This window comes from Chitinophaga sp. 01L420 (genome assembly GCF_056399985.1).
This window is the reverse complement of record NZ_JBFTSK010000016.1, coordinates 114,516-136,800: the sequence shown is the minus strand read 5'-3', so window position 1 is coordinate 136,800 and position 22,285 is coordinate 114,516. Positions and strand designations below refer to the sequence as shown.

Here is a 22,285-nt window from a genome sequence, read left to right as displayed (position 1 = left end):
GTATGGAGTATTGTATAATATTCAAAGCTGGTGTAGTGGGGATTTGGGAATGGCAAATGGGAATGTATGGGCATTTAGAGCATATTGAAAAAAGATATTCCCCAGGTTGAAAACCTGATCCGCTGTAAGTTATAAAAAAGAAAGCCGGTTCTCCTAAAAGTACCGGCCTCTTATCATCACACTTATCACACTATCAAACTACACAGGAATTGGTTCTAAGCATGGGTTCCGTTTTCCTTAAAGCGGGCATGCCAGCTAAGGGCCTCCTGTAAAAGAGGTGGTATTTGACCACCCATTTTACAGGCGTTGGAAAAATAATCGTTCAGTTCATCACGATAGCTGGCATGTGCGCAATTATTTGTCATCATTTCGTTGTCCTGGTGCGTGAAAATCGCAGTTGTGACTTGCGGCCACAAAAATACGTTGCCGTTTAGCGGCCGATATGTGTGTTTGGGTCAATTCTTTGTTAGATCCGGCCAATGGACTTCTGGCAGTAATTGGTTATATTTAGAAGAGCGTCAATAATCCATTAACCACAATTAAATTCCCCTTTAATGATGAAGCGAATCGTTCTTGCCATTTCATGTGTTTGTTTTTTGGGCGTAGCCACCACACAGGCGCAGAGCATACTTGATCAGGCTAAAAAGACAGCGGGTAGTGTACAGGGTTCATCCTTTGATGTTGGCGGTATAGCCAGCAGTATTTTGGGTAAGCTTACTCCTGCATTGGCATTGACCAGTGTACAGCAGCCCAAGGTACAGCATCTGCTGACGGGTTTTCTGAAAAAGAAGGCAGCTATTCTGCCTTTACAGCAATCTAACCCCAGTGCCTATACGTCAAAATTCGGTGGGTTGCAAAAGGGGATATTTTCAAAGTTGAAAACCTTATTAACGCTGAGTCAGTATACCAAGCTTTTGGGTTTGAAGCCTAAGACGAATGATGCTGCTAACGTATTGTCGCAGTTGTTTTACTAGCGGGCCGTTATTGTAACGAATAATCCTGGCGGATTTTTTCTTATGCATTATCATGTGGCGTAAGAAAAAATCCGCTTTCTTCTTTTTCCATTATCTTCGCGACCGTTCGTTACATTCTATGCCAAAGAAGAAAAAGAAGGATCAAGGATTCAATAGTTTAGCCGTTATCGTTACACTGCTCATTGCAGCATTTGCAGTGACTACCTGTTCCCGGAAGATTGCCGGTGATAAGGCTGATAAAGGGAAGCATGTTACCCGGAAAACATCTCACAAAAAAAATAATAAACCGCGTGCAGCCACTCCGTTGCTGGCGGAGGATTTTGAATCCGGTTCCAAAACAAATTATAATAATAGTGACGTGGATTTATCCAGTGGTACCTGGAAATTTAAGGATGCCGTAGTAGGTACTTTGGAAGAAGATCATAAAGCGGGTGCACAGGCGTTGCGTATCCGGAACAGGGGTATGGCCGGTATGAATTTCGATATTGAAACAAAAGGTACGGTAACGGTTACCCTGAAATATGCGTTGTATGGAGCAGATGAAAAAGGGGAATGGGAGTTATGGGCATCGGTAAACCGTGGCCAGCGTTATTTTCGTGTAGGGGAAGGGGTTAGTGTCAGCACGACCACGTTGCGCACGGCTACTTTTACAACATCGGCAACAGGAACTATCCGTTTCGATATCCGTAAAACGGACAAAGGCAACAGCAGGATCAATTTTGATGTATTCCGGGTGACCGCTGGTGGTAAGCTGGAGCCGAGCACACCAACGGAGCAGCCTTCGGATGGAGAAGATGATAATATGTTGCTGGGCAACCCCAGTGCTGCGGCTGCATCATTGGTGATGGCGAATAATTATCTCATGGACAAGGGGTATTATAAATTATCCTACAACCGCGATAAGGGAACACCTAACTGGGTGTGCTGGCATGTTTCGCGTCGGGATCTTGGGAAAATGTCGCGGGCCAATGATTTCAGGCCGGATGCGGACCTGCCGGGCGATTGGTACCAGGTATCACAAACCAGCTATATCGGAAGTGGTTTTGACAGGGGGCATAACTGTCCTTCCGGAGACCGCACTGCCAGCAGGGCTGCTAATGAGGCTACTTTTCTGATGACCAATATGATTCCGCAGGCGCCTAATCATAATCAGCATTTGTGGAAAAACCTGGAAGATTACACCCGGGAGCTGGTGATGGATGGTAATGAAGTGTATGTGATCATGGGAAGTTACGGCTGTGGTGGCGTAGGCAGCAAAGGACCCGCAAAAAACATAGACCGCAGCAATGTGAATGTGCCAGATCATATCTGGAAAATTATGGTGGTTTTGCCAGAGGGAAACAATGACCTGAAACGTATTAGTAAAAGTACGCGCATCATTGCAGTGAACACACCGAACAAAAATGATGTTAATACAAACTGGTCGGCCTACCTTACGTCAATAGAAGAAATAGAAAAGGTTACCCGTTATAAATTATTAGACAAAGTGCCGGCAGCAGTAAGGCAGGAGCTGATGAAGAAGGTAGATACAGGTGAATAAGTGATTGTATCGTTAAAAAAAATATTATGTGGTTATCGTAATTATATTATAAATTGCATAAAATTATTATGTTTTTATTGATTAAACCTTTTTTTAACCATAAAAAGTCATGATAATTTTCAGAATGCCCAATTTGGCACAATTTTATAGAAAGTACGGTAGCAACGTGTAACTTATTATATCCTAGAAACGTTTTTATTATCATAGAGCTAACTTAAAGTATAACTACCAATTTATAGCAAGATGGGACCTACACTTTCTTGATTATATGAAGATATAGCGGAATACAACCGTGCACACGATAGAAAGGCAAACTGCGTAATAAATTGCTATAAGAGAGCGTTATACAATGGAAGGATAGCAACATGAGCTTTTTAAACATTAATTTTATATATAATTAATATGGGGGAAAGAGTGTCGGTAACCTTACTTGTTACAACGTACAACTGGCCTGAAGCGTTAAAGCTGGTACTGGAAAGTGTGCTGGTTCAGACCGTGCTCCCTGATGAGGTTATCATCGCAGATGATGGCTCCGGAGAGAGTACCAGAGCTGTGGTGGATGCTTTCAGACAAAAAACGTCTATTCCGGTTAAGCATTTCTGGCATCCGGATGAGGGGTTTCGAAAAACAATTATCATCAATCAAGCCATTACAGGAACGTCTTCAGACTATATCATCCAGATTGACGGAGATATTGTGATGCATGAGCTTTTTATCAAAGACCACATCAGTGAAGCTGAGAGAGGTTATTATATTCGTGGCAGCAGGGTATTGTTACCAGAGGAGATCACTAAAAAAYGTCTTCTTACCGGCAATTTCGGACCGGTTTCTACTTTTGGTAGAGGGGTAAGAAACAGGATTAATTCACTTCGTATTCCATTTTTGGCACCTTTAGTCATTAAAAAGACGAAGCGTTCCAGGAATTGGATAGGCTGTAATTGTGCTTTCTGGAGAGAAGATTTCCTGAAGGTGAATGGATATAATAACGAACTGAAGGGTTGGGGACATGAAGATATTGAGCTGGCAGCACGTTTTATCAATTCCGGGCTTTACCAGAAAAAGGTGAAGCTGAAGGCAGTATGTTACCACCTGCATCACCCATTCAATTCCCGTGTACACGAGAATATTAACTACAGGGTATACCTGGACACCCTAAATCAGGGAATAGCTTATTGTTCCAATGGCTATCGTCACCAACTTACAACAGACTGATTATTTCAAAACTAATTATACATAAAAAAAGGCCACCATTAGGTGGCCTTTTTTGTTAGTTAGTACTAAACGTCTGCATTTCTATCAGGCGTTTATAAATACCGTTATTATTGAGTAGTTCCTGGTGGGTGCCTTGTTCGGCAATTTGCCCGTTATCCAGCACTATAATAAGATCTGCATTTTGAATGGTGCTGAGGCGATGGGCAATGACCAGCGAGGTACGGTTCTTCATCAGGTTGTTGAGGGCATCCTGCACCATTTTTTCGGATTCCGTATCCAGGGCAGATGTAGCTTCATCCAGCAACATCAGTGGCGGATTAGAGAGTACTGCCCGGGCAATACAGATACGCTGCCTTTGTCCACCGGAAAGTTTGGAGCCCTTATCACCGATATTTGTTTCGTATCCGTTTTCCGTATTGATAATAAATTCGTGTGCATTGGCTATCCTGGCTGCCGCTTCCACTTCAGCAGCAGTTGCAGATGGCTTGGCGAAGGCTATATTATTGAAGATGGTATCATTAAAGAGAATGGATTCCTGGTTCACCACCCCCATCAGGGCCCGGAGAGATTCCATGGTGACTGTCTTCAGATTTTTGCCATCTATCAGCACACCACCTCCCTGTGGGTCCATAAAGCGGGGGATTAAATCCATTAATGTGGACTTACCGCCACCGGAAGGGCCTACTAAAGCGACTGACGAACCTTTGGGGATAGTGAGGTTAATATTTTTCAGAATGGTTTTATCGCCATAAGCAAATGATACATTGTCAAACCGGATGTTTTCTTCAAAAGCGGTAAGCGTAGTAGCATTCGGAGCATTGAATACAATCGGTTTTTCATCTATCAGGCTCAGCACCCTTTCACCTGCAGCAATGCCGGAGTGAATATTGCCAAAAGCACCTGAAATAGCTTTGGCAGGACGCATGATCTGGGAAAAGAGCGCGATATATACCACAAAGGTAGATCCATCCATCTCTCCCTGATTACTAATAATAAGAGAGCCTCCATAAAACACAATACACGCTACCATAAGTACCCCTAATGTTTCAGAAACAGGAGAAGCCAGCTGTTGTCTTTTAGCCATGGAACGGGCAATCTTTGAATAGCGGCGGTTTTGTTTGTCGAAGCGGTTAGTGATAAAATTTACCGCGTTAAAGGCTTTCACGATACGGATACCATTCAGTGCCTCATCGAGGTAACTGATCATCACGCCATAGGTTTCATGGGAGGCGGTAGCCTGTGCTTTCAGTCTTCTTACAATTCTGCCTATTATAAGACCAGCCACCGGGATGACCAGCATAGAAATCAGCGTTAACTTATAAGAAATGAGAAACAGCATGACCAGGAAAGAGATCAGGGTGGCAGGTTCTTTAAATAATACCTGCAGCGTGCCGGTAACGGTATATTGTACTACCTGTACATCTGAGGCGATCTTGGAGATGATATCTCCCTTTCTTTCATTGCTGAAGTAGCCCAGGTGCAGGTCCATGACATTATTAAATACACTTCTGCGTAGGTTCAGCAAGGTCTGGATCCGCAAACTTTCCATGGTGCGGTCTGCGAAATAGCGGAACAGGTTGCCGATTAATACAGAACAGGCAATGCCTATACATATAAATTTCAAGCTCTCTAACTGGCCGTATTGAACGGAGATGCTGGTGGTGTAATGTTTGAATACATCGAAAATTTTGAAGTAATTATCCGGCATCGGAGTAACTGCTTTGGCCGGGTTTTTAGTAAACAATGTATCGAGCAAAGGGGCCAGCAGCGCAAGGTTCAGCGTGCTGAATGCCACAGATAATAATGTGCAGATGATATAGGGGATCGCAAATCTGTTAATAGGTTTAGCAAATGATAAAAGTCGGAAGTATGTCTTCATGTTTAAATAATAATCGTATAATGATTAATGACGGTGCATAAAAAAAACCGCACCGTTGCTGATGCGGTTCCTTAAGTTTTAATTTCCTATTTATCAATAACTTAAAGAAATATTTTCAGTCGCACTTTCAAGCCAGCAGATCACCAGTAAATACTGCAATCAGGAGTCAAAAATAGCCCTTTTGGCTTAATTGTCAAAAGTTTTGGCTTTGTACATCATAAATATTCTGTTATAGCGGGCGGTTATTTTGTCTCCAGTATTTTGAGCGCATCGGTGTCTTTATACTGTATCATCAGCTTTTTCAGTTTGTCTTTCAGGGTCGCTGTAAGCTTTTCGTAGCTTTTTTGTCCATAGAGATTGTTTACTTCATGCGGGTCTTTTTGCAGGTCGTACAATTCCCAGCTGTCTGACTCACCATAGAAGCGCACCAGGGTATATTGTTCCGTGCGAATGCCGAAATGAGGATATACATGATGCGGCTGTGGGAATTCGTAATAGTGATAGTATGCTTCTTTTCTCCAGGATACATTTTTAGGATTTTCTTTCAGCAGGGGTAGAAAGGAAGTGCCTTGTATGTCGGCAGGTACTTTTACACCGGCCATGTTAAGGAAGGTGGGTGCCCAGTCGATATTCAACATCAGCTGATTGATGGAGGTGCCGGGTTTTATAACACCGGGATATTTTATGATAAAAGGAGTACGCAATGACTCTTCGTAAATAAAGCGTTTGTCAAACCAGCCGTGTTCGCCCATATAAAATCCCTGATCCGAAGCATATACCACCACTGTATTCTTTGACAGGCCGGATTTATCGAGATAGTCCAGCAGTTGTCCGATGTTGCGGTCGAGCGATTTTGCGGTGGCCAGGTAGTCTTTCAGGTAGCGTTGATATTTCCATTCCACGAGGGCATCGCCGGAAAGATGTTTGGCATCAAATTCTTTACTGATTTTGTTTTCGTAGTAATCGATGTATGCTTTCTTTTGTTCCGGTGTGAAGCGTCCATAGATGCCTTTTTCGTAATCGGCATGTACCTTCAGGTCTTCTTTCAGGCGCATGGTTTTATCGATGGTCATGTCCTGGTTTTGAGCGGCCAGCCGGTTTTTGTAATCGTCTTTAAAAGTCGGTGGGAGCGGGAATGTTTTATCATCATATGTACCCAGGTCCTGGATATCCGGCAGCCATTCGCGGTGAGTAGCTTTTTCGCCTACTACCAGGAAAAATGGTTTAGTAGTATCCCGGTTGTTGAGCCAGTTGAGCGATAAGTTGGTAATAATATTGGTCACATATCCTTCTATGCGGGTAGTATCTCCGGGGCCAATGATATCCGGGTTGTAATACTGTCCCTGACTGTTGAGGATGCGCCAGTAATCAAATCCTTTAGGCAGGTTGCCCAGGTGCCATTTACCTATCCAGGCGGTCTGGTAGCCGTTTTGCTGCAGCAGCGCGGGAAACAGTTGTTGTTCCACATCAAACTTCTTTTCATTCAGCGTATAGCCATTGATGTGACTGTACTTGCCGGTAAGCAGGGTGGCCCTGCTAGGTCCACAGATAGAGTTGGTGACGAGCGCGTTTTTAAAAATAGCGCCTTGTCTGGCGATACGGTCAATATTGGGAGTTTGGATCAGTTTGCTGCCATAGGCACTGATAGCCTGGTAGGCGTGGTCGTCAGAGAATATGAAAATAATGTTGGGACGTTGTTGGCCGTAACTGTTGACTGCGAACAGCAGCAACAGGATCCAGGTTTTCTTCAGATAGTTTGTGGCAAAACTTTTCATGTTCATGTTTTTATCTTCCGGTAAACAAGATATAATAATCTAGTATCATTTTGTTGTCTTTGGATTTAAAGTATGCACTATCTTGGCCGGCAATTGAATCAACAGATTAAAATATAACTTTGCCCTGCGGCAAGTTTGTTGATCAGTCGTGTATGCCATTTTATATTTAGTATCCTATTCTTATGAAGTTTTTTTTCTCCGTTTTAATGCTGATTTTTTCTGTCAGTTTTAGTTTTGCCCAGAATATTTACCAGATCAAAGCAGATAGTGTCAGGATCTATAATACCTGTGATACTGCAGAATTGATTCTCGAAAATCGTACACAGAAGATTCCGGGATTTCTCTTTAATAAAGGGAGGGGGCGTACAGAATTCCAACGGTTGCGGCTTAAGCAGGTAAATGGAAATGCGTTAGCAATAGATGGACAGGATACGCTTTCATTATCTCCGTTGATCAAAACGATCGCTGATCCTTTGTACATCTGGCAACAAGCAACAGTGTCACAACCATTAGCCAGTTTTTGGATATCAGGTACCGGAAGAGCAGGTGCTTTCATGACAAATAATCCTATTAACTCACCACATACCGTCATGCTGAAGCCGGGTGGAAATACTTCCCGATGGGCTACATTCCTTTATAATACGGAGTCGGGCACTGGTAATCAGGGATCAGATTTTCGGTTGGCGAGGTATAGTGATTCCGGAACGTTTGTGAGCAATGTGATGACTGTTGAGCGGGCTAATGGTATAGTGACATTTAACGAAGGGATCAGGACAAATGGTTATATGGGAGTTAATACACCGCAGCCAGGATTCAGACTCAGTGTTTCGGATTCGATTACGGCAATATATGACACTAAGTCTATCGCGTACAGCTATCCGCTAGGTACAATGCTGGGATTGTATAATATGGGTAAAGCAGATAGTATTTACTCAGGGATTGGGTTTCAGGGTATTAATAAAGCAGGACTTTATCAATCGGTGTACATGGGAATTGTAACAGCAGGTGGTAGTACTTATCAAGGTAACTTTGTTATAGGGCAGAGAAGTGGTGATATGACTTATGCAGAGCGAATGCGTATAGCCGCCAACGGTAGTGTGGGAATTGGTACAAATGCGCCTGTTGCATTGCTGGATGTTAACGGGGCTGTTCGGATTGGCAACGTGAAGAATAATGCCGCCGGAGATAGTATACTTACCACTGATGCCAATGGGATTGTAAGATTGAAATCTCCCGGAACAGGTATTATGCCAATTAGCGTGATACAAGGAAACATTAGCCTCGGGCCGAATGATTTTACAACGATTATTAATAACAGCGCTGCGGTAGTTGTGACGTTACCAGCTGCAGCTAGTAATAAGGGGAGAGTATATAACGTCAAGAAGGTTTCCAATAATACAGTGAATATTACTATTCAACCTCAGAGTGGTGATCTGATTGAGAATGGTCCCAATTTTATCTTTAATACTTATAACAAGAGTGTACAGCTACAAAGCAGTGGCACAGCGTGGTACGTCATTAATTAATCTTGTTTTATAAAAAGTGCCCGCTTATTTTAATATGTTGTTTTTAGTTATACATTTGCTGATAGAAATAAATTATCCCGTGAGTACCTGTGCCTATATGTTAACCTTTAGTGTTTTTAGTCAGTCGTAGTTTGAGAAGTATTTCCCTGATATTAGTGATCGTGTCTCTTTTTCTCTCCTATAATAGCGACGCACAGATGCATCTACCTGGAAACAATGGYAGAGCGTCAGATACCAGCTATTACTATACACATACGGGTTGCAAGATGAAATTACCCGTGTTGGTGGTGTTGTATGCATCTCCACCCGGAGATACCCATTACCAGGTTATCAGACGAAAACATGTGGAGAGTGTACCGGTGGTGGATACACGAAAACCGCTATTGGTAGTGCATGGGAATGTAACCTATGACGGGTATTATCAATCCAATGCGGACACTCCTTATCTTGAACGGGATATTTATCAGCATACATTACAAACTGTACTGGACATCACTGTAAAAGATCAGTATCCGCTTCATCTGGCTTTTAGCACCAGTAAAGGAAATTCACGTCTTTTCCGGAATATTACCGGCATTAATTTTCAGTATACCAACCAGGATTTTAAAAATATGCTGATGGCCAAAGCAAGGGGTTGGGATGCCGGTAAGCTAAAGCAAAAAATAGCACTAGATCAGTTGAAGCAAAAGCTGGACTACGACTGGAATGATATTAATAAACTTAAAGCCTGGTTTAATTCACCTGCACAGATACAAAGAATAGTGGAGGCGAAAGAGCGGGAGTATCAGTTACGGCTTAACGATTCTCTGGCACAATTGTCAAAACTGGGAAAGCGTCCGTCATTGGATCTTCCGGTAGATGTACTAAGTGAAAAGCTTGCGCTGAAAGACAGTCTTGCTATACGTTTCAGAAAAGAATATGACGAAAAGAAAGCCTTACTCGACTCTCTTCAACATGCCTTTGCTGCTAACGAACAGTTGTATCAGAAAAAAGAAAAAGCATATAGCGCGCGCAAAGGATCTTTGATGGATGCTTTGCAGTATAGCCGTAATAATAAAGAGCTGTCAGATAGACTGGAATCGCTGAACTTACCGGATTCCATTTTACCTAAAGGTTATAAAACCATGTTAGCCATCAGGTCTGTTGGTCTTGGCCGCACTATGGTGGACTACTCAGAGCTTACCGCAAAGAACATCAGCATCATGGGGGTACAGGCGGAATTGAATCCATCCTGGTACCTGGCTTTTGCTACGGGTGCGGTGGATTATCGTTTCCGTGATTTCATTGTCAATGAAAACAGAACCCGTCAATACCTGAATATGGTGCGGGTGGGTAAAGGTTTGAAAGAAGGAAACCACGTCATCCTTTCCTATTATTTCGGTCAGAAACAGGTATACAACTTTAATACAACGCCTCCTGCGGGGGGTAACACAGCTACACCGGATTATAAGATTATGGGCTTGTCGCTCGAGGGCCGGTATCAGTTGAATAAAAATAACTACGTGGTAGGGGAGCTGGCAAAGTCCTCTTTGCCTTACTATGCCAGGAGTGCGCATGAACAGGGATTGGGCAGCAGCATGGTAGGATTTAATGATCATAGTAATGAGGCATATGCCATCAGCACTTTTTCATTTATACCGTCTACGGCTACACGCATTAATGGCATGTACAAAAGGATGGGGGCCAACTTCCAATCCTTTAGTTTGTATGCCACCGGTTCCGCACAGGATGCCTGGATGGTGCAGGTAACACAGCCTTTTTTTAAGCAGCAGCTCACGCTTACAGGTGCTGTGAGGCAGAATGTGTATACCAGTGTTTTTGAAAATTCCAGTTACCGGAGCAATACTGTTTTTAAGAGTATACAGGCTACTTTCCGTCGTAAGAGATGGCCGGTATTGTCTATTGGTTATTTCCCTTCTTCACAGTTGATGAAACTGAGTGAAGATCGTTATATGGAAAATCTGTATTACACACTGGTGGCTACCGGTAGTTATTTCTATCAGTACAGGGGGATTAGTATGAATACTATTTTCTCCGGTACCCGGTTTTATAATCATCAGACGGACAGCAACTTTGTGTATTTCAATAGTACCAACCTATTGTTGAATCAGACTGTTTTCCTGGGGAAATTCACGCTGAATGGAGGCGTATCCTCTGCTACCACTACGGATTATGCCGTGTATGGGGCAGATGGGAATGTACAATATAAAGCGTTGAAATGGTTGGAACTGGGAGGTGGTTTGAAGTACAATTACCAGACAGTATTTGAATTACGCCAAATTGGTTATTCCGCCAATGCGAGGGTGAACATACCTAAAGTAGGAGAAGTAACCGTGATGGGAGATAAAGGATTTGTGCCCGGAGTAAATAAGCAGTTGGTCCCCAATAAAACCGGGAGATTAACCTATACCAGAATATTTTAAGTTTTTAATATGAAAAGATCCCTATTCCTGCTAATGATGTTGTGCTGTCTTCGTGCAGGCGCACAAGTTAGTATGACGGTACAATTGCCTCCTGCGGGTGTATTGTTAAAGGCGCAGCTGTGGAATATTGTGTTGGTGTCGGCCTCCAGTAATACGGTAAGCGTACAGGTGACGATGCGTTTAATGGATGCGCGCACCAACCAGCCGGTGCTGACAGGTATTACCCGAAACATTTCCGTCAACAAAGGAGCCCGGCAATTGCAGGCTGGCGATTTGATGCCGATACAGTATGAATATCTTTCCCCGGTGATAGACCGCAGCGTGAATGGTTTCCTGGCAGCAGGCAATTACCTGGCTTGTTACAGCCTGGTAGTGGTAGGAGATAAGACCGGTAATCAGCCCGGAGAAGATTGTATTCCATTTACTATTGAGCCGGTTAGTCCGCCGCTGCTGAACAGTCCTGCTAACCAGAGTGAGCTGCTCACCTTCCTACCTCAGTTTACCTGGCTGCCACCGGCGCCACTCAATATGTTCAGTGACCTGAATTACGAGATGATCCTGACCGAAGTACATGGTGGTCAATCTCCCGAAGAGGCAATACAACAGAATATTCCTGTGCTGAGAGCTCCGCGGCTGAAGAACATTTTCATGAACTATCCATCGGGTGGTGTACAGTTGGATAGCGCCAATACCTATGCGTGGTCGGTGATTGCGAAGAATGAGAATTTGTTCGCGGCACAAACAGAAGTGTGGACGTTCCGGGTGAAGGGGAGTAATAATAATGGGGGAATGCTCAACAATGCTTATGTGCAATTGCGTAAAGAGCTGGATGGATCTGTGATGCATGGCGACCGTGTGCTACAGCTAAGCTATAATAATGAAACAGCAGATAGCACCGCTGCTTACGAATTGATATCACTGGATAACAGCAATAAAGTCGTATATGCGGGTACGTTAGCTATCAAAAGAGGGAGTAATCACCTGGATGTCCCATTGGAAAAGCGGCGGGGATTGCATTCCGGGCAGGTATACCTGTTTCGCTTACAGAATTCCAGACAGGAATACTGGCAGATGAAATTTATTTATACGAAAGAAGATTAATAGTAATACCTATAAAATTACGTTGAAATGATACTGGCTTTTGCAGCAAAGGGGAAGAAGACGATTGCGTGTGTGATGTTGGCGTTAATTTATTTGGAAGCAGTGGTTCCCGCGTATGCGTTGGGAAGAGGGAGGACTGTTTATAGGGCAGGAGGATTGGCTCCGGTGCTGAAGCATGCTGTGGTGCCGCCGATAACGGTTGTGACTCCGGTTGGTATACAGCCGGCGGTTCCCGTGAAAGTTCCCTCACCGGTAGTGGCAGATAAAGGCATGGGTGGACCAACGCAACCAGAAATGGAGGCATTTCACTCTGTGAACAGTGACAATATGGTGGATCTGTTTACGGGTAATTTCTCTTATAATATTCCGTTGCTGGACGTAGATGGATATCCGTTGTCGTTAGGATACAGCAGTGGTATTACGATGGATCAGGAGGCCAGCTGGACGGGGTTGGGATGGAATATTAACCCGGGTACGATTACCAGGAATGTAAGGGGATTACCGGATGACTTTAATGGATCGGACTCTATCACAAAAAGGCTGAACATTAAGGAGAATAAAACTTCTGGTGGAACAGGAGGAATAAGTTTTGAACTTTTTGGTTTTGATCTGAAAGGAGCGTTGGGGAAAATGTTTGATTCCGCTTCCATCAATCTTAGCGCATCGATGGGCATCTTTAAAAATACTTATAGGGGTTGGGGAATGGAAGCCAGTGTTAATCCAAGTATCAGCGTGAGTAATAAAAATGCGGGGGGATTGACAGCCGGGATGGGATTGGGATTTAGCATGGGCACGCAACAGGAAGGGCTGTCTATCAGCCCTAGTTTGGATGTGGCTTTGCAACAAAAGACGTCGTTGGAAAGAAATGCTTATGGTGGGCAAATAAGTTCTTCACTTACTTTTAATACCCGTAGTGGTTTGAAGGCGTTGCAATATTCTGCAGGGGTCAGTAAATATAGAAATTTTGAAAAAACAACAACTGTAAATGGAGTAGCAAAGACAGCGGTCTTTACCAGATCTACACATGTAAATGTTTTTTCTTCCAGTATTTCCTATGCTTATCCCAGTTCCATTCCTGCAATGAGTATTCCTTATACCAGTGAAATGTATACTGCTAAGTTTGCTTTAGGGGGTGAGCTGAATGGACTTCATCCACAGGGGTTTGCCTCCGGATATCAGTCGCGGCAATATATTGCGCCGGCAGATCGGGTAATGACTTTACCTGCGTTTGGCTACCTCTATTACTATAATGGGGCGGGAAATGACAGGGCATTATTAGACTATAACCGGGAGCGGGAGATGCCTATTAAAGAGGGCATTAAGAATATTGCTATACCCTCGTATACGAATGATGTTTTTTCTATTACAGGAGAAGGAACAGGGGGAATGTTTCGGGCATTCCGCAGTGATATTGGCTATGTATACGATCATTTTATGGCTACGCGGGATAACTCCGGCAGCCTTGGGGGAGAAGTTGGCCTGGGTAACGCATGGCATGCAGGTGTAGATTTAACAGAAACACATTCTACTACTGTTAATGGTCCCTGGAGTGAGAATAATCCACTCGGGAAAGATATTACCTTTACTGCGTCAAAGAAACAGTATGAAGCGGTTTATTTCAGGAATCCCGGTGAAATGACCACAGTTCCTAAAGCTTATTATGAAATGCTGGGAGGGGATGACGTGGTGTTTCCTCAAATGACTGGTAATAATACATCTAATATATCTACAACAGATACGGTGTGGAGATACAAAGGTGGCAGGCTTGTCGGTAAACTCCCTTTTAATAATATTAATGCTGCCAACCAGGAAAGAAGTAAAAGAACGCAGGTGATTTCCTATCTCACTGCTCAGGAAGCCAGCATGGCGGGGTTTACAAAGCTGATTGAGAACTATGGAGAGAATCAGTACGTGTTTAATAATTGTATTACTACTTATCCGGGATCGCTTGAGGAAAAGCATGGGTATATCAGGGAGAACTTTCAGAATATGTATTTGCAGGACATAGGAACTGATAAAAGAATTACGATGATCGCTTCTTCTATCTATCATCCCCAGGCGGAAGATGATCCTAACGCTTTAACTAATGGAACTGGTTTAAGTAATCATGAAAATATGTCCAGCCGCTGGACAGGTAAGTTAAAAGCGCCTGCCACCGGACAATATCGGTTTAATTTTAAAGTAGATGATGGCGTCCGGATAACTATTAATGGAAGGCAATTCACTTCCGAAGCAAATTGGAAGAATGATATAAGAGGCACCCGTGAAGATGGTTTCAATGTGAACCTGGAGAAAGATAATACCTATGATATTGTAGTGGAGTATTTTAATGATTCCCGTGATGCGGTGATGATACTGGATGTGTATTACGGTAATACCTCCATTATTCCTAATGACATTTATCAGCCGGGTAAGATTTTCTCCTATACCATTCTGCCTGGAAAGCTCACCAAAGAAGAGAGGGTAGATAGTATCCGTAAACCTCATCATCTTTCCGAAATTGATGTTTTAAATAATGATGGCAGGAAATACGTATATGGGTTACCGGTATACAATCTGAAAGAGAAAGAAGTTACCTTTTCAGTGAAGCATGAGAATGGCAATGCCGAAGATGGTACGGTGTCTTATAATTCCACGCCTGGCAGTGATCAAAGGGAAGATGATGTAACCAATTCAAGTGGCAATGATCATTATTTTATATCAGAAGAAACACCTGCCTATGCACACTCTTTTCTGTTAACTGGCGTAGTATCTCCTGACTATGTAGATTTAACCGGAGATGGTATTACCGATGATGATGCCGGTAATGCGGTGAAGTTTAATTATACCAAAACAGCGGGTAAAGGCAATCCTTATAAGTGGAGGACACCTTATACCCGAAATGCTACGTATAATGAAGGTCTCAAAACAGRAAACAATGACGATAAGGGTAGCTATGTATATGGTGAGAAAGAATTGTGGTACCTGAATTCCATTGAATCTAAAAATATGGTGGCCACCTTTACCCTGGAAGACCGGGAAGATCTTTTGCCAATGGATGAGCGGGGGAATAAGTTGCGTAATACGCATCAGGCAAAACGGTTAAAGGAAATTAATCTGTATGTAAAGGCCGATTACCTGAATAAAAAAACACCCCCTAAACCAGTAAAAACAGTTCATTTTGAATATAGCTACGAACTGTGCCCGGGAGTAAATGCTCCTGAAAGTGACTCAGGGAAACTTACGCTTAAGAAAGTATGGTTCTCTTATAATGGCAATGAAAGTAGAACTAATCCCAAAAGGGCGCAGCAAAACGCTTATGTTTTTAACTATAATAAGATTAATCCGGCATACGGCGCCAAGTCATATGATCGCTGGGGCAACTATAAAGCTGCTTCTCAGAATCCTACAGGCAGTGACGGAAAGCAGATGAGTAATCCGGAGTATCCATACGCATTACAGGATAGTACGCTGGCAGCTGCCAATGCAGGCGCCTGGACATTAGACTCCATTAAACTACCATCCGGAGGCAGAATGAAAGTAGTATATGAGGGAGATGATTATGCATATGTACAAAACCGCCGGGCAGCAAAGATGACGAATATCGCCGGATTTGCTGATAGAGCGCCTCACGCCGCCGGGGACCTTTCCAATCATTTATATGAGCGTGGTTTCGATTGGAAGTATGATAACCTGTATGTAGCATTTAATGTTTCCCGGAAAGTGAGTTCTAAAGAAGAAGTGTTCAGACGGTATTTATCAGAATTACATGATACGCTGTTTTTCAGACTAAATGTAAAAATGCCATCGGACGACTTCGGCAGTGGAAATGAGTATGTGCCTTGCTATGGTTTCATTGATAAATCAGACTATGGCTTCATCGAGGGAACTAATATTATTTATGTGAAGCTGCGTGCGATCAATAAGAAAGGCAATGAGGGCGGTGATTACAGTCCACTTGCTCAGGCGGCGATGCATTTCCTGCGTTTAAACCTTCCGTCCAAAGCATTCCCCGGATCTAATACCGGCGATAAACTGGAGATGGCAGAAGCCATACAAATGGTGGTAAACATGGCCAGCGGTGCACTAAAGCAATTGGTGTCGTTTGATAGAAATGCACGTAAAGATGGATGGGCACAGGAAGTGGACCTCAGTCGTTCTTATGCCCGATTGAATGATCCGGAGTATAAAAAATATGGAGGCGGATTGCGGGTGAAAAAGCTACTGATCTATGATCACTGGAATAAGATGACGGGTAAAAAGGAGTCTGTATACGGTACCGAGTATACATACACAACCACTAAGAAGATTAATGGAAAAGAAGAAGAAATCAGTAGTGGGGTAGCTACTTATGAGCCTATTTTGGGGGGAGAAGAGAACCCGTTTCATACACCTAATATTTATTCCGAGCAGGCAGGTTCATTGGCGCCGGTATTTACCAGTTATGTAGAGAATCCTTTGGGAGAAGGATTTTTTCCATCGCCAAGTGTAGGCTATGCTAAGGTAACGACCAGATCTATCAACACAAAACATACCCGGTCTGCTAATGGAAGTGAAGAGACTTGTTTTTACACCAGTTATGAGTTTCCAACTATCGTGGAAAGTTCAGAGTTAGGTGATGAATCAAAATTCCGGTATAAACCAGGGTTCAGCAACTTTCTGAAGATTGACTCCAAGTATCATATGGCTATTAGCCAGGGTTTTAAAATTGAGCTGAATGATATGCATGGTAAGTTAAGGTCTAAGGCTACTTTCCCGGAATCAGGAAAGGATGCAATTGCCTCCACTACCTACTATTATCGTGTAGATAATGATTCGTTGGAAGTTAAGCATCTGAGTAATACAGTTACCACTATCAACGCAAAGGGTGAGATTGATACGACAGCGATCATTGGGAAAAATGTGGAGTTGATGATGGATATGCGCCAACAGACCTTCAGCACACATAGTAAAAATAGAAGCGTTAATACAGATGGGTTTGTGATTGGTCCTTACCTGGTGTACATTCCTGTATATTTTGGATATCCACAGAATGAGGAGAATATATTCAAATCGGCGGCCACCACTAAAGTAATTACCCGTCAGGGGATATTAGACAGGGTGGAAGTGGTAGATAAGGGAAGTAAAGTAGTAACCAGGAATTTGTTGTATGACAATGAAACAGGAGATGTATTGTTAACTGCTACACAGAATGAGTTTGGAGATTCCATTTATCAGTTCAATTATCCGGCAGCCTGGGCATATGATGGAATGGGAGGGGCGTATAAAAATATACAAACCACTGTTGCTAAACTGAATATCAGAAATGGGAAGATAATATCAGGGCTTTCGACTACTGAGCAAAACGAGTTATTTACTTCCGGCGATGAAATGCTGATCTATTCCAGAAACCGGGTGTTTGGAGACCCTTGTACCGGAGATACCACCGGGTTAGCCACTTTCCCCAGCAATAGTAAAATCTGGGCGGTGGATGCCAATGCGTTGAATGGAAAGGATCCGGATATTTATTTCATCACCAAAGAAGGAAAGCCATTTACCGGAGAAGATGTTACGCTGAAAATAATTACTTCCGGGCGTAAGAATTTAAGCGCCAGCATGGGAGCTGTTACCATGATGAAAACACCATTGGTGAAGAAAGGAAGTAACTACGAGTTGGTGATTGATAAGAGCAGAAATATCATTAATGCTTCGGTAACAGAGTTCAAACAGAACTGGCATGTGGAAGATGCGATGAAGTCGGTAAGAGAATGCGTTTATTAAGATTAAAAACTATCTGACATGTATATACGTCATATTTTAATAGTTGTGATTTTGTTTTTCGGAGGAAAAGTATATGCGCAGGATAGTATTCCTGCTGCGGGAATATTGGCGGGGAATTGGAACATTACCCGGGTGGTGACTAAAACTTATTCGCAGCAGGACCGGAAGTTATTACAGGAGAAGGTACTTACCGGTACGGACGCAATACGGGCAATACGTGGATTTGTACCGCTAAGGATTATGTTTCAGGGGCACGATTGCAGCATACAACATTCTTACGGTGTTGAGTCTGGCATATATACGACAGATGGTAACGGACATTTATGGTATAAGAGGAAAGGCAACGAAGCATTGCCGGTGGAAGCAGTAAAGTCTGGTTTACCTTGGAATTACAGTATGGAGGCTGGCAAAACATTGATCCTGGAGATGCCACCTTCCTACTATAGTGAAAGCGGAACCAATCTGGCGGTAAAGCTGATATATACCTGTTATTATGAAACAGCGAACTGATTCAACATTACGATTTAATACAAAGGAGTTTACAGGTATGTATACATTAAAACTACCCTCAATGAAGTACAGGTACTTATTGGGCATTATTTTTTTATTGTTGATGAATGCTGTTCGTTCATTTGCACAATGCAGCGACTGGAATATTTCGGCGAAGATTGACAGCGCTACCTGTGCTGCCAACGGAAAAATAACGGTAACGCTTACAGGTGCCGATGTTCGTAACCTTGATAGTTTACAGTACAGGCTGGAAGCATTGACTACCGGGGGAACAGATGTGGCACAGAATTCTTCTAATATTCTTCAGAATCTTCGTCAGGGGAATTATCGGTTGACTGTAAACGGGTTGTGTAGTAGTAATCCGGTGGTGAAATCCATTGACGTGACGGTGCCTGGAAATTATGTGGATATGGATTATATGTTAGATGTTGACCTTTCGGCCCTGGGGACCTGCAGTAATGCAAAACTTTCGGTTATTATTACAAACGGAAAAGCCCCTTATATAGCTACCATATTAAATGCTCCCGCTGCTTATACCGGTCCCAGAACGTTTGTAATTAATGTGAGCCCATTTCAGATTAAAAACCTGCCTGCCGGTGACTATGATTTTTCTGTGGCTGACCAATGCGGTAATGGAAAAGTGAAATCAAAAAAGATTTATAGTGCTTCTTTTAGTAGTAGCGCCTTCTTTACTGCACCTGCTGCTGCTGTACAGGGTACTTGCGATGAAATATGGCTTCCTGCAATGTATGCAAGTGCGCCAGGTTATGAAAACTATTTATACTACGATACCACTAATTTTGCATTTAGCTATAAAATAAACGACCTGCCACGTACGCGGGACTATCGCTTTGATTTCAACGGGAATAAATTTAAGTTGCCTGCAGGAGTTGACTTTAAAAGCCTGTATGGTAAGGACATCACCACCTATGTTACTTCTCCGTGCGGTACTTCCTTTGAATTTGTTACCAGAATGTTCACTCCTTATCCAAGTATGGGTTTTGTCCCTAATTGTGATACGTCCGTTAATCTTTCCTATAATATATATAACCCTAATCTTTGTGCCCCGGTGTTTGTAAGCATATGGGATACCGTTTCTAAAAGATCATGGAAAGATACCCTTACTGCTGCCACTGGTATGAGTGCAGTTATTAAGAATGTACCTTTTGGTGTTTATCAGCTTACAGCCGTAACAAATGATGGTTACAGATTAGACACGATTACCTCAATAGCTTCCAGAGACACCACCAATCCTTATTACCTGAGGATTGAGCATCCGGAAGGCCCGAACGGAGATGATGGCTCCCTAGCATTCTCTATCGGAAATAGCAAGACCAATATGGCGCCAGGAACCCGCGTTCAGATTGTAAGTCCAGAGGAGGCTTTATTTGATGGAACGGTCACCTCGGAGAGTTATTCGTTCAACATAGAACACCCTACGGGTAAACCTACAGTGAAGTTTACAGCGGGGGATTATAAATTTATTATTACGGATAAATGTAAACAATACTCCCTTACCCTTCACGTTACAGAAGATGATATTTTCAGATATAACTGGAATTACACGACGCAGGAGACCTGCGATGGTCTGGTAGTTACGGCTAATGGTAATGCAAAGGTTGGAGGTAATATTTTGCCTTTGAGTTTAGTCAATTTAAAAAATGGATATGGGGTGCCGGAATCAGGAGCATCCCTGGTATTAAGAACAAGTGGAATTTATAAACTCGGTGTTATTGCCGGAACAAATTTCGGATACGATTATTCTCCACCAAAAGGGAATGGGGTAAGCGTAAAAACGATTTATTATAATAGAAAACATCTTGACCTGTTGTACTCTCTGGGTTGGATTTGCCCCGGCGCTCCTGATAATTCCGGTACCATCAGAGCCATCGCCATGAACGGTAATGGTAGTAAAGGGAGCTATGGTACTTATACCTATAGACTGGCGGAAGATGGTCATGGAAGCACCGGGCCTTATCTTGATAGTAATACTACAGGTAGCTTTACTTCTAATGCCCGTTACTCGCTGATGAAAAACAAAAACTATGATGTACAGATAACAGATGAGTGTAAAGCTTTTATAGTAAGAGGTATTAAGATCCTTGATTTCGCCAATTTTCAGGCGATTACTGCTGATAAGCCATTGTTTTGCGTAGGCGACACCGTATATTTTAACGCCGTAAATCTGCCTACATCAGCCAAGAATTATACCTGGACCAATCCACAAGGCCAGGTGTTTGATACCACACAAACTGCGGTGATATATAATGTAGATTCCAGTCATGTTGGTAATTACCACGTAAAGATTACCTCTGATCTTTGTGGTGCTCCTATTGAGGGAGATGTGTACCTGCGGGTAGCTCCATATATCACCAAATGTTACAGCGCGGTTACAGATACCAGTGTAAACCCATATATACACGGCCTGTTAGGTAACTGGCGTGCTGCTAAGTCATATACTTATTATGGTGCGCGCGCAGCGTCTGATCCTGCAGAGGAAACTAATATTCGTAAAGATGGAGCCTTTAATGATTTCTTGTCTTTCTGGCAAAAACAAACAAAAAACTGGACACCACAGAATAGCAATCCAGCCTGGGTATGGAATGCAGAAAGTACCATTTTTAACAAGAAGAGTTTTGAACTTGAAAACAAGGATCCACTGGGACGTTATAATGCGGCAATATATGGTTACAGCAATGCCGTACCGGTAGCCGTAGTACAGAATAGCCATTACCGGGAAGCCGGATATGAAGGATTTGAAGATTATCGGTTTGGAGGCAATGGTTGTAACGATGGTAGCTGTCCGGTAGATCGCCATTTTGATTTTTCCAGGTACATTAATAATATGGATACTACACAAAGCCATACCGGTAGATATAGTTTGCGGGTACAGCCGGGAGATAGTATCCTGTTTTCATCGATCGTGTCAGATACCGACAAAATACTGATGGCACCGGATTTCCGGATGGGGGCCACTAATTGTTCTGTCAGCCCGGAATTGCAAAGCGTGCGGGTAAACAGAGATGTATTATTACCTATTTATTCACCGCTGGCAGGTAAAAAAGTACTCTTCAGTGCGTGGGTGAAACAGGCGCAGGACTGTCACTGCAGCAGTTACGATAATATCAATGTAACGCTGTTTGTTGGAGGCCCGGTGCGGGTAACGGTTTCTGCGAAACCGAAAGGCGCCATTATTGAAGGATGGCAACGGTATGAAGAAGTGATAGATGTGCCGGCAGGATCCACCGCCTTCAGCCTGGTAATAGCTACTACCAATAATACAACCGTTTACTTCGATGATATACGGGTACACCCTTATAATGCCAATATGAAATCATATGTCTATGATCCTAAGAACCTCCGGTTAATGGGAGAACTGGATGAGAACAACTTTGCTACTTTCTATGAGTATGATGATGATGGTACCCTTACCCGTGTGAAGAAAGAAACAGAAAGAGGTATTAAAACGATTAAAGAAACCAGGAGTGCATTGTTAAAAGAAACAGCAGAGTAACCGCTGTACCGTGTAAGTGCCATTATAAAAGCATTCCCGAACCTATTGAAATATATGAAGACTATTTTGCTGAAAGTGATTACCAGGTGTAG

12 protein-coding genes are annotated in these 22,285 nt (G+C 42.9%); 9 read left to right on the top strand and 3 right to left on the bottom strand.

Annotated elements, in window-relative coordinates; translation table 11 throughout:
• Positions 1 to 215: 215 nt before the first annotated feature.
• The gene (locus tag AC1DP6_RS17675) at positions 216 to 416 is read right to left on the bottom strand and encodes a hypothetical protein (protein ID WP_477056020.1); all 201 of its coding nucleotides are present in this window, start codon (positions 414 to 416) and stop codon (positions 216 to 218) included.
• A gap of 138 nt (positions 417 to 554) precedes the next feature.
• Between AC1DP6_RS17675 and AC1DP6_RS17670 the strand changes: the two genes are divergently transcribed.
• From AC1DP6_RS17670 to AC1DP6_RS17660, 3 genes are all read left to right on the top strand, one after another.
• On the top strand, positions 555 to 974 hold the full coding sequence (locus AC1DP6_RS17670; RefSeq protein WP_477056019.1) for a hypothetical protein: 420 nt from the start codon (positions 555 to 557) through the stop codon (positions 972 to 974).
• A gap of 52 nt (positions 975 to 1,026) precedes the next feature.
• On the top strand, positions 1,027 to 2,514 hold the full coding sequence (locus AC1DP6_RS17665; protein WP_477056018.1) for a DNA/RNA non-specific endonuclease: 1,488 nt from the start codon (positions 1,027 to 1,029) through the stop codon (positions 2,512 to 2,514).
• A 402-nt stretch (positions 2,515 to 2,916) separates the two neighbouring features.
• Entirely contained in the window at positions 2,917 to 3,726 is an 810-nt protein-coding gene (locus AC1DP6_RS17660) for a glycosyltransferase family 2 protein (protein ID WP_477056017.1), read from the top strand.
• A 55-nt stretch (positions 3,727 to 3,781) separates the two neighbouring features.
• Here AC1DP6_RS17660 and AC1DP6_RS17655 read toward each other — a convergent pair whose 3' ends face one another.
• Together AC1DP6_RS17655 and AC1DP6_RS17650 are read right to left on the bottom strand one after the other, a co-directional pair.
• Positions 3,782 to 5,605: an ABC transporter ATP-binding protein gene (locus AC1DP6_RS17655; protein ID WP_477056016.1), complete on the bottom strand. Its 1,824-nt coding sequence runs from the start codon at positions 5,603 to 5,605 to the stop codon at positions 3,782 to 3,784.
• Between the two features lie 242 nt (positions 5,606 to 5,847).
• On the bottom strand, positions 5,848 to 7,380 hold the full coding sequence (locus AC1DP6_RS17650) for a sulfatase family protein (protein ID WP_477056015.1): 1,533 nt from the start codon (positions 7,378 to 7,380) through the stop codon (positions 5,848 to 5,850).
• Between the two features lie 182 nt (positions 7,381 to 7,562).
• On the opposite strand from AC1DP6_RS17650, the gene AC1DP6_RS17645 reads away from it, so the two are divergent.
• From AC1DP6_RS17645 to AC1DP6_RS17620, 6 genes are all read left to right on the top strand, one after another.
• Complete coding sequence (locus AC1DP6_RS17645) at positions 7,563 to 8,906, top strand: hypothetical protein (protein WP_477056014.1); 1,344 nt, start codon at positions 7,563 to 7,565, stop codon at positions 8,904 to 8,906.
• A gap of 197 nt (positions 8,907 to 9,103) precedes the next feature.
• Positions 9,104 to 11,329, top strand: coding sequence for a hypothetical protein (locus AC1DP6_RS17640; RefSeq protein WP_477056013.1), 2,226 nt, complete (start codon positions 9,104 to 9,106; stop codon positions 11,327 to 11,329).
• A gap of 9 nt (positions 11,330 to 11,338) precedes the next feature.
• A complete protein-coding gene (locus AC1DP6_RS17635) occupies positions 11,339 to 12,430 on the top strand; it encodes a hypothetical protein (RefSeq protein ID WP_477056012.1) in 1,092 nt (363 codons plus the stop codon).
• 27 nt (positions 12,431 to 12,457) lie between these two features.
• A complete protein-coding gene (locus tag AC1DP6_RS17630; protein ID WP_477056011.1) occupies positions 12,458 to 18,169 on the top strand; it encodes a PA14 domain-containing protein in 5,712 nt (1,903 codons plus the stop codon).
• 18 nt (positions 18,170 to 18,187) lie between these two features.
• A complete protein-coding gene (locus AC1DP6_RS17625) occupies positions 18,188 to 18,679 on the top strand; it encodes a hypothetical protein (RefSeq protein WP_477056010.1) in 492 nt (163 codons plus the stop codon).
• Positions 18,680 to 18,740: 61 nt separating this feature from the next.
• Positions 18,741 to 22,193, top strand: a complete 3,453-nt coding sequence (locus AC1DP6_RS17620) for a hypothetical protein (RefSeq protein ID WP_477056009.1) — start codon at positions 18,741 to 18,743, stop codon at positions 22,191 to 22,193.
• Positions 22,194 to 22,285: the final 92 nt, after the last annotated feature.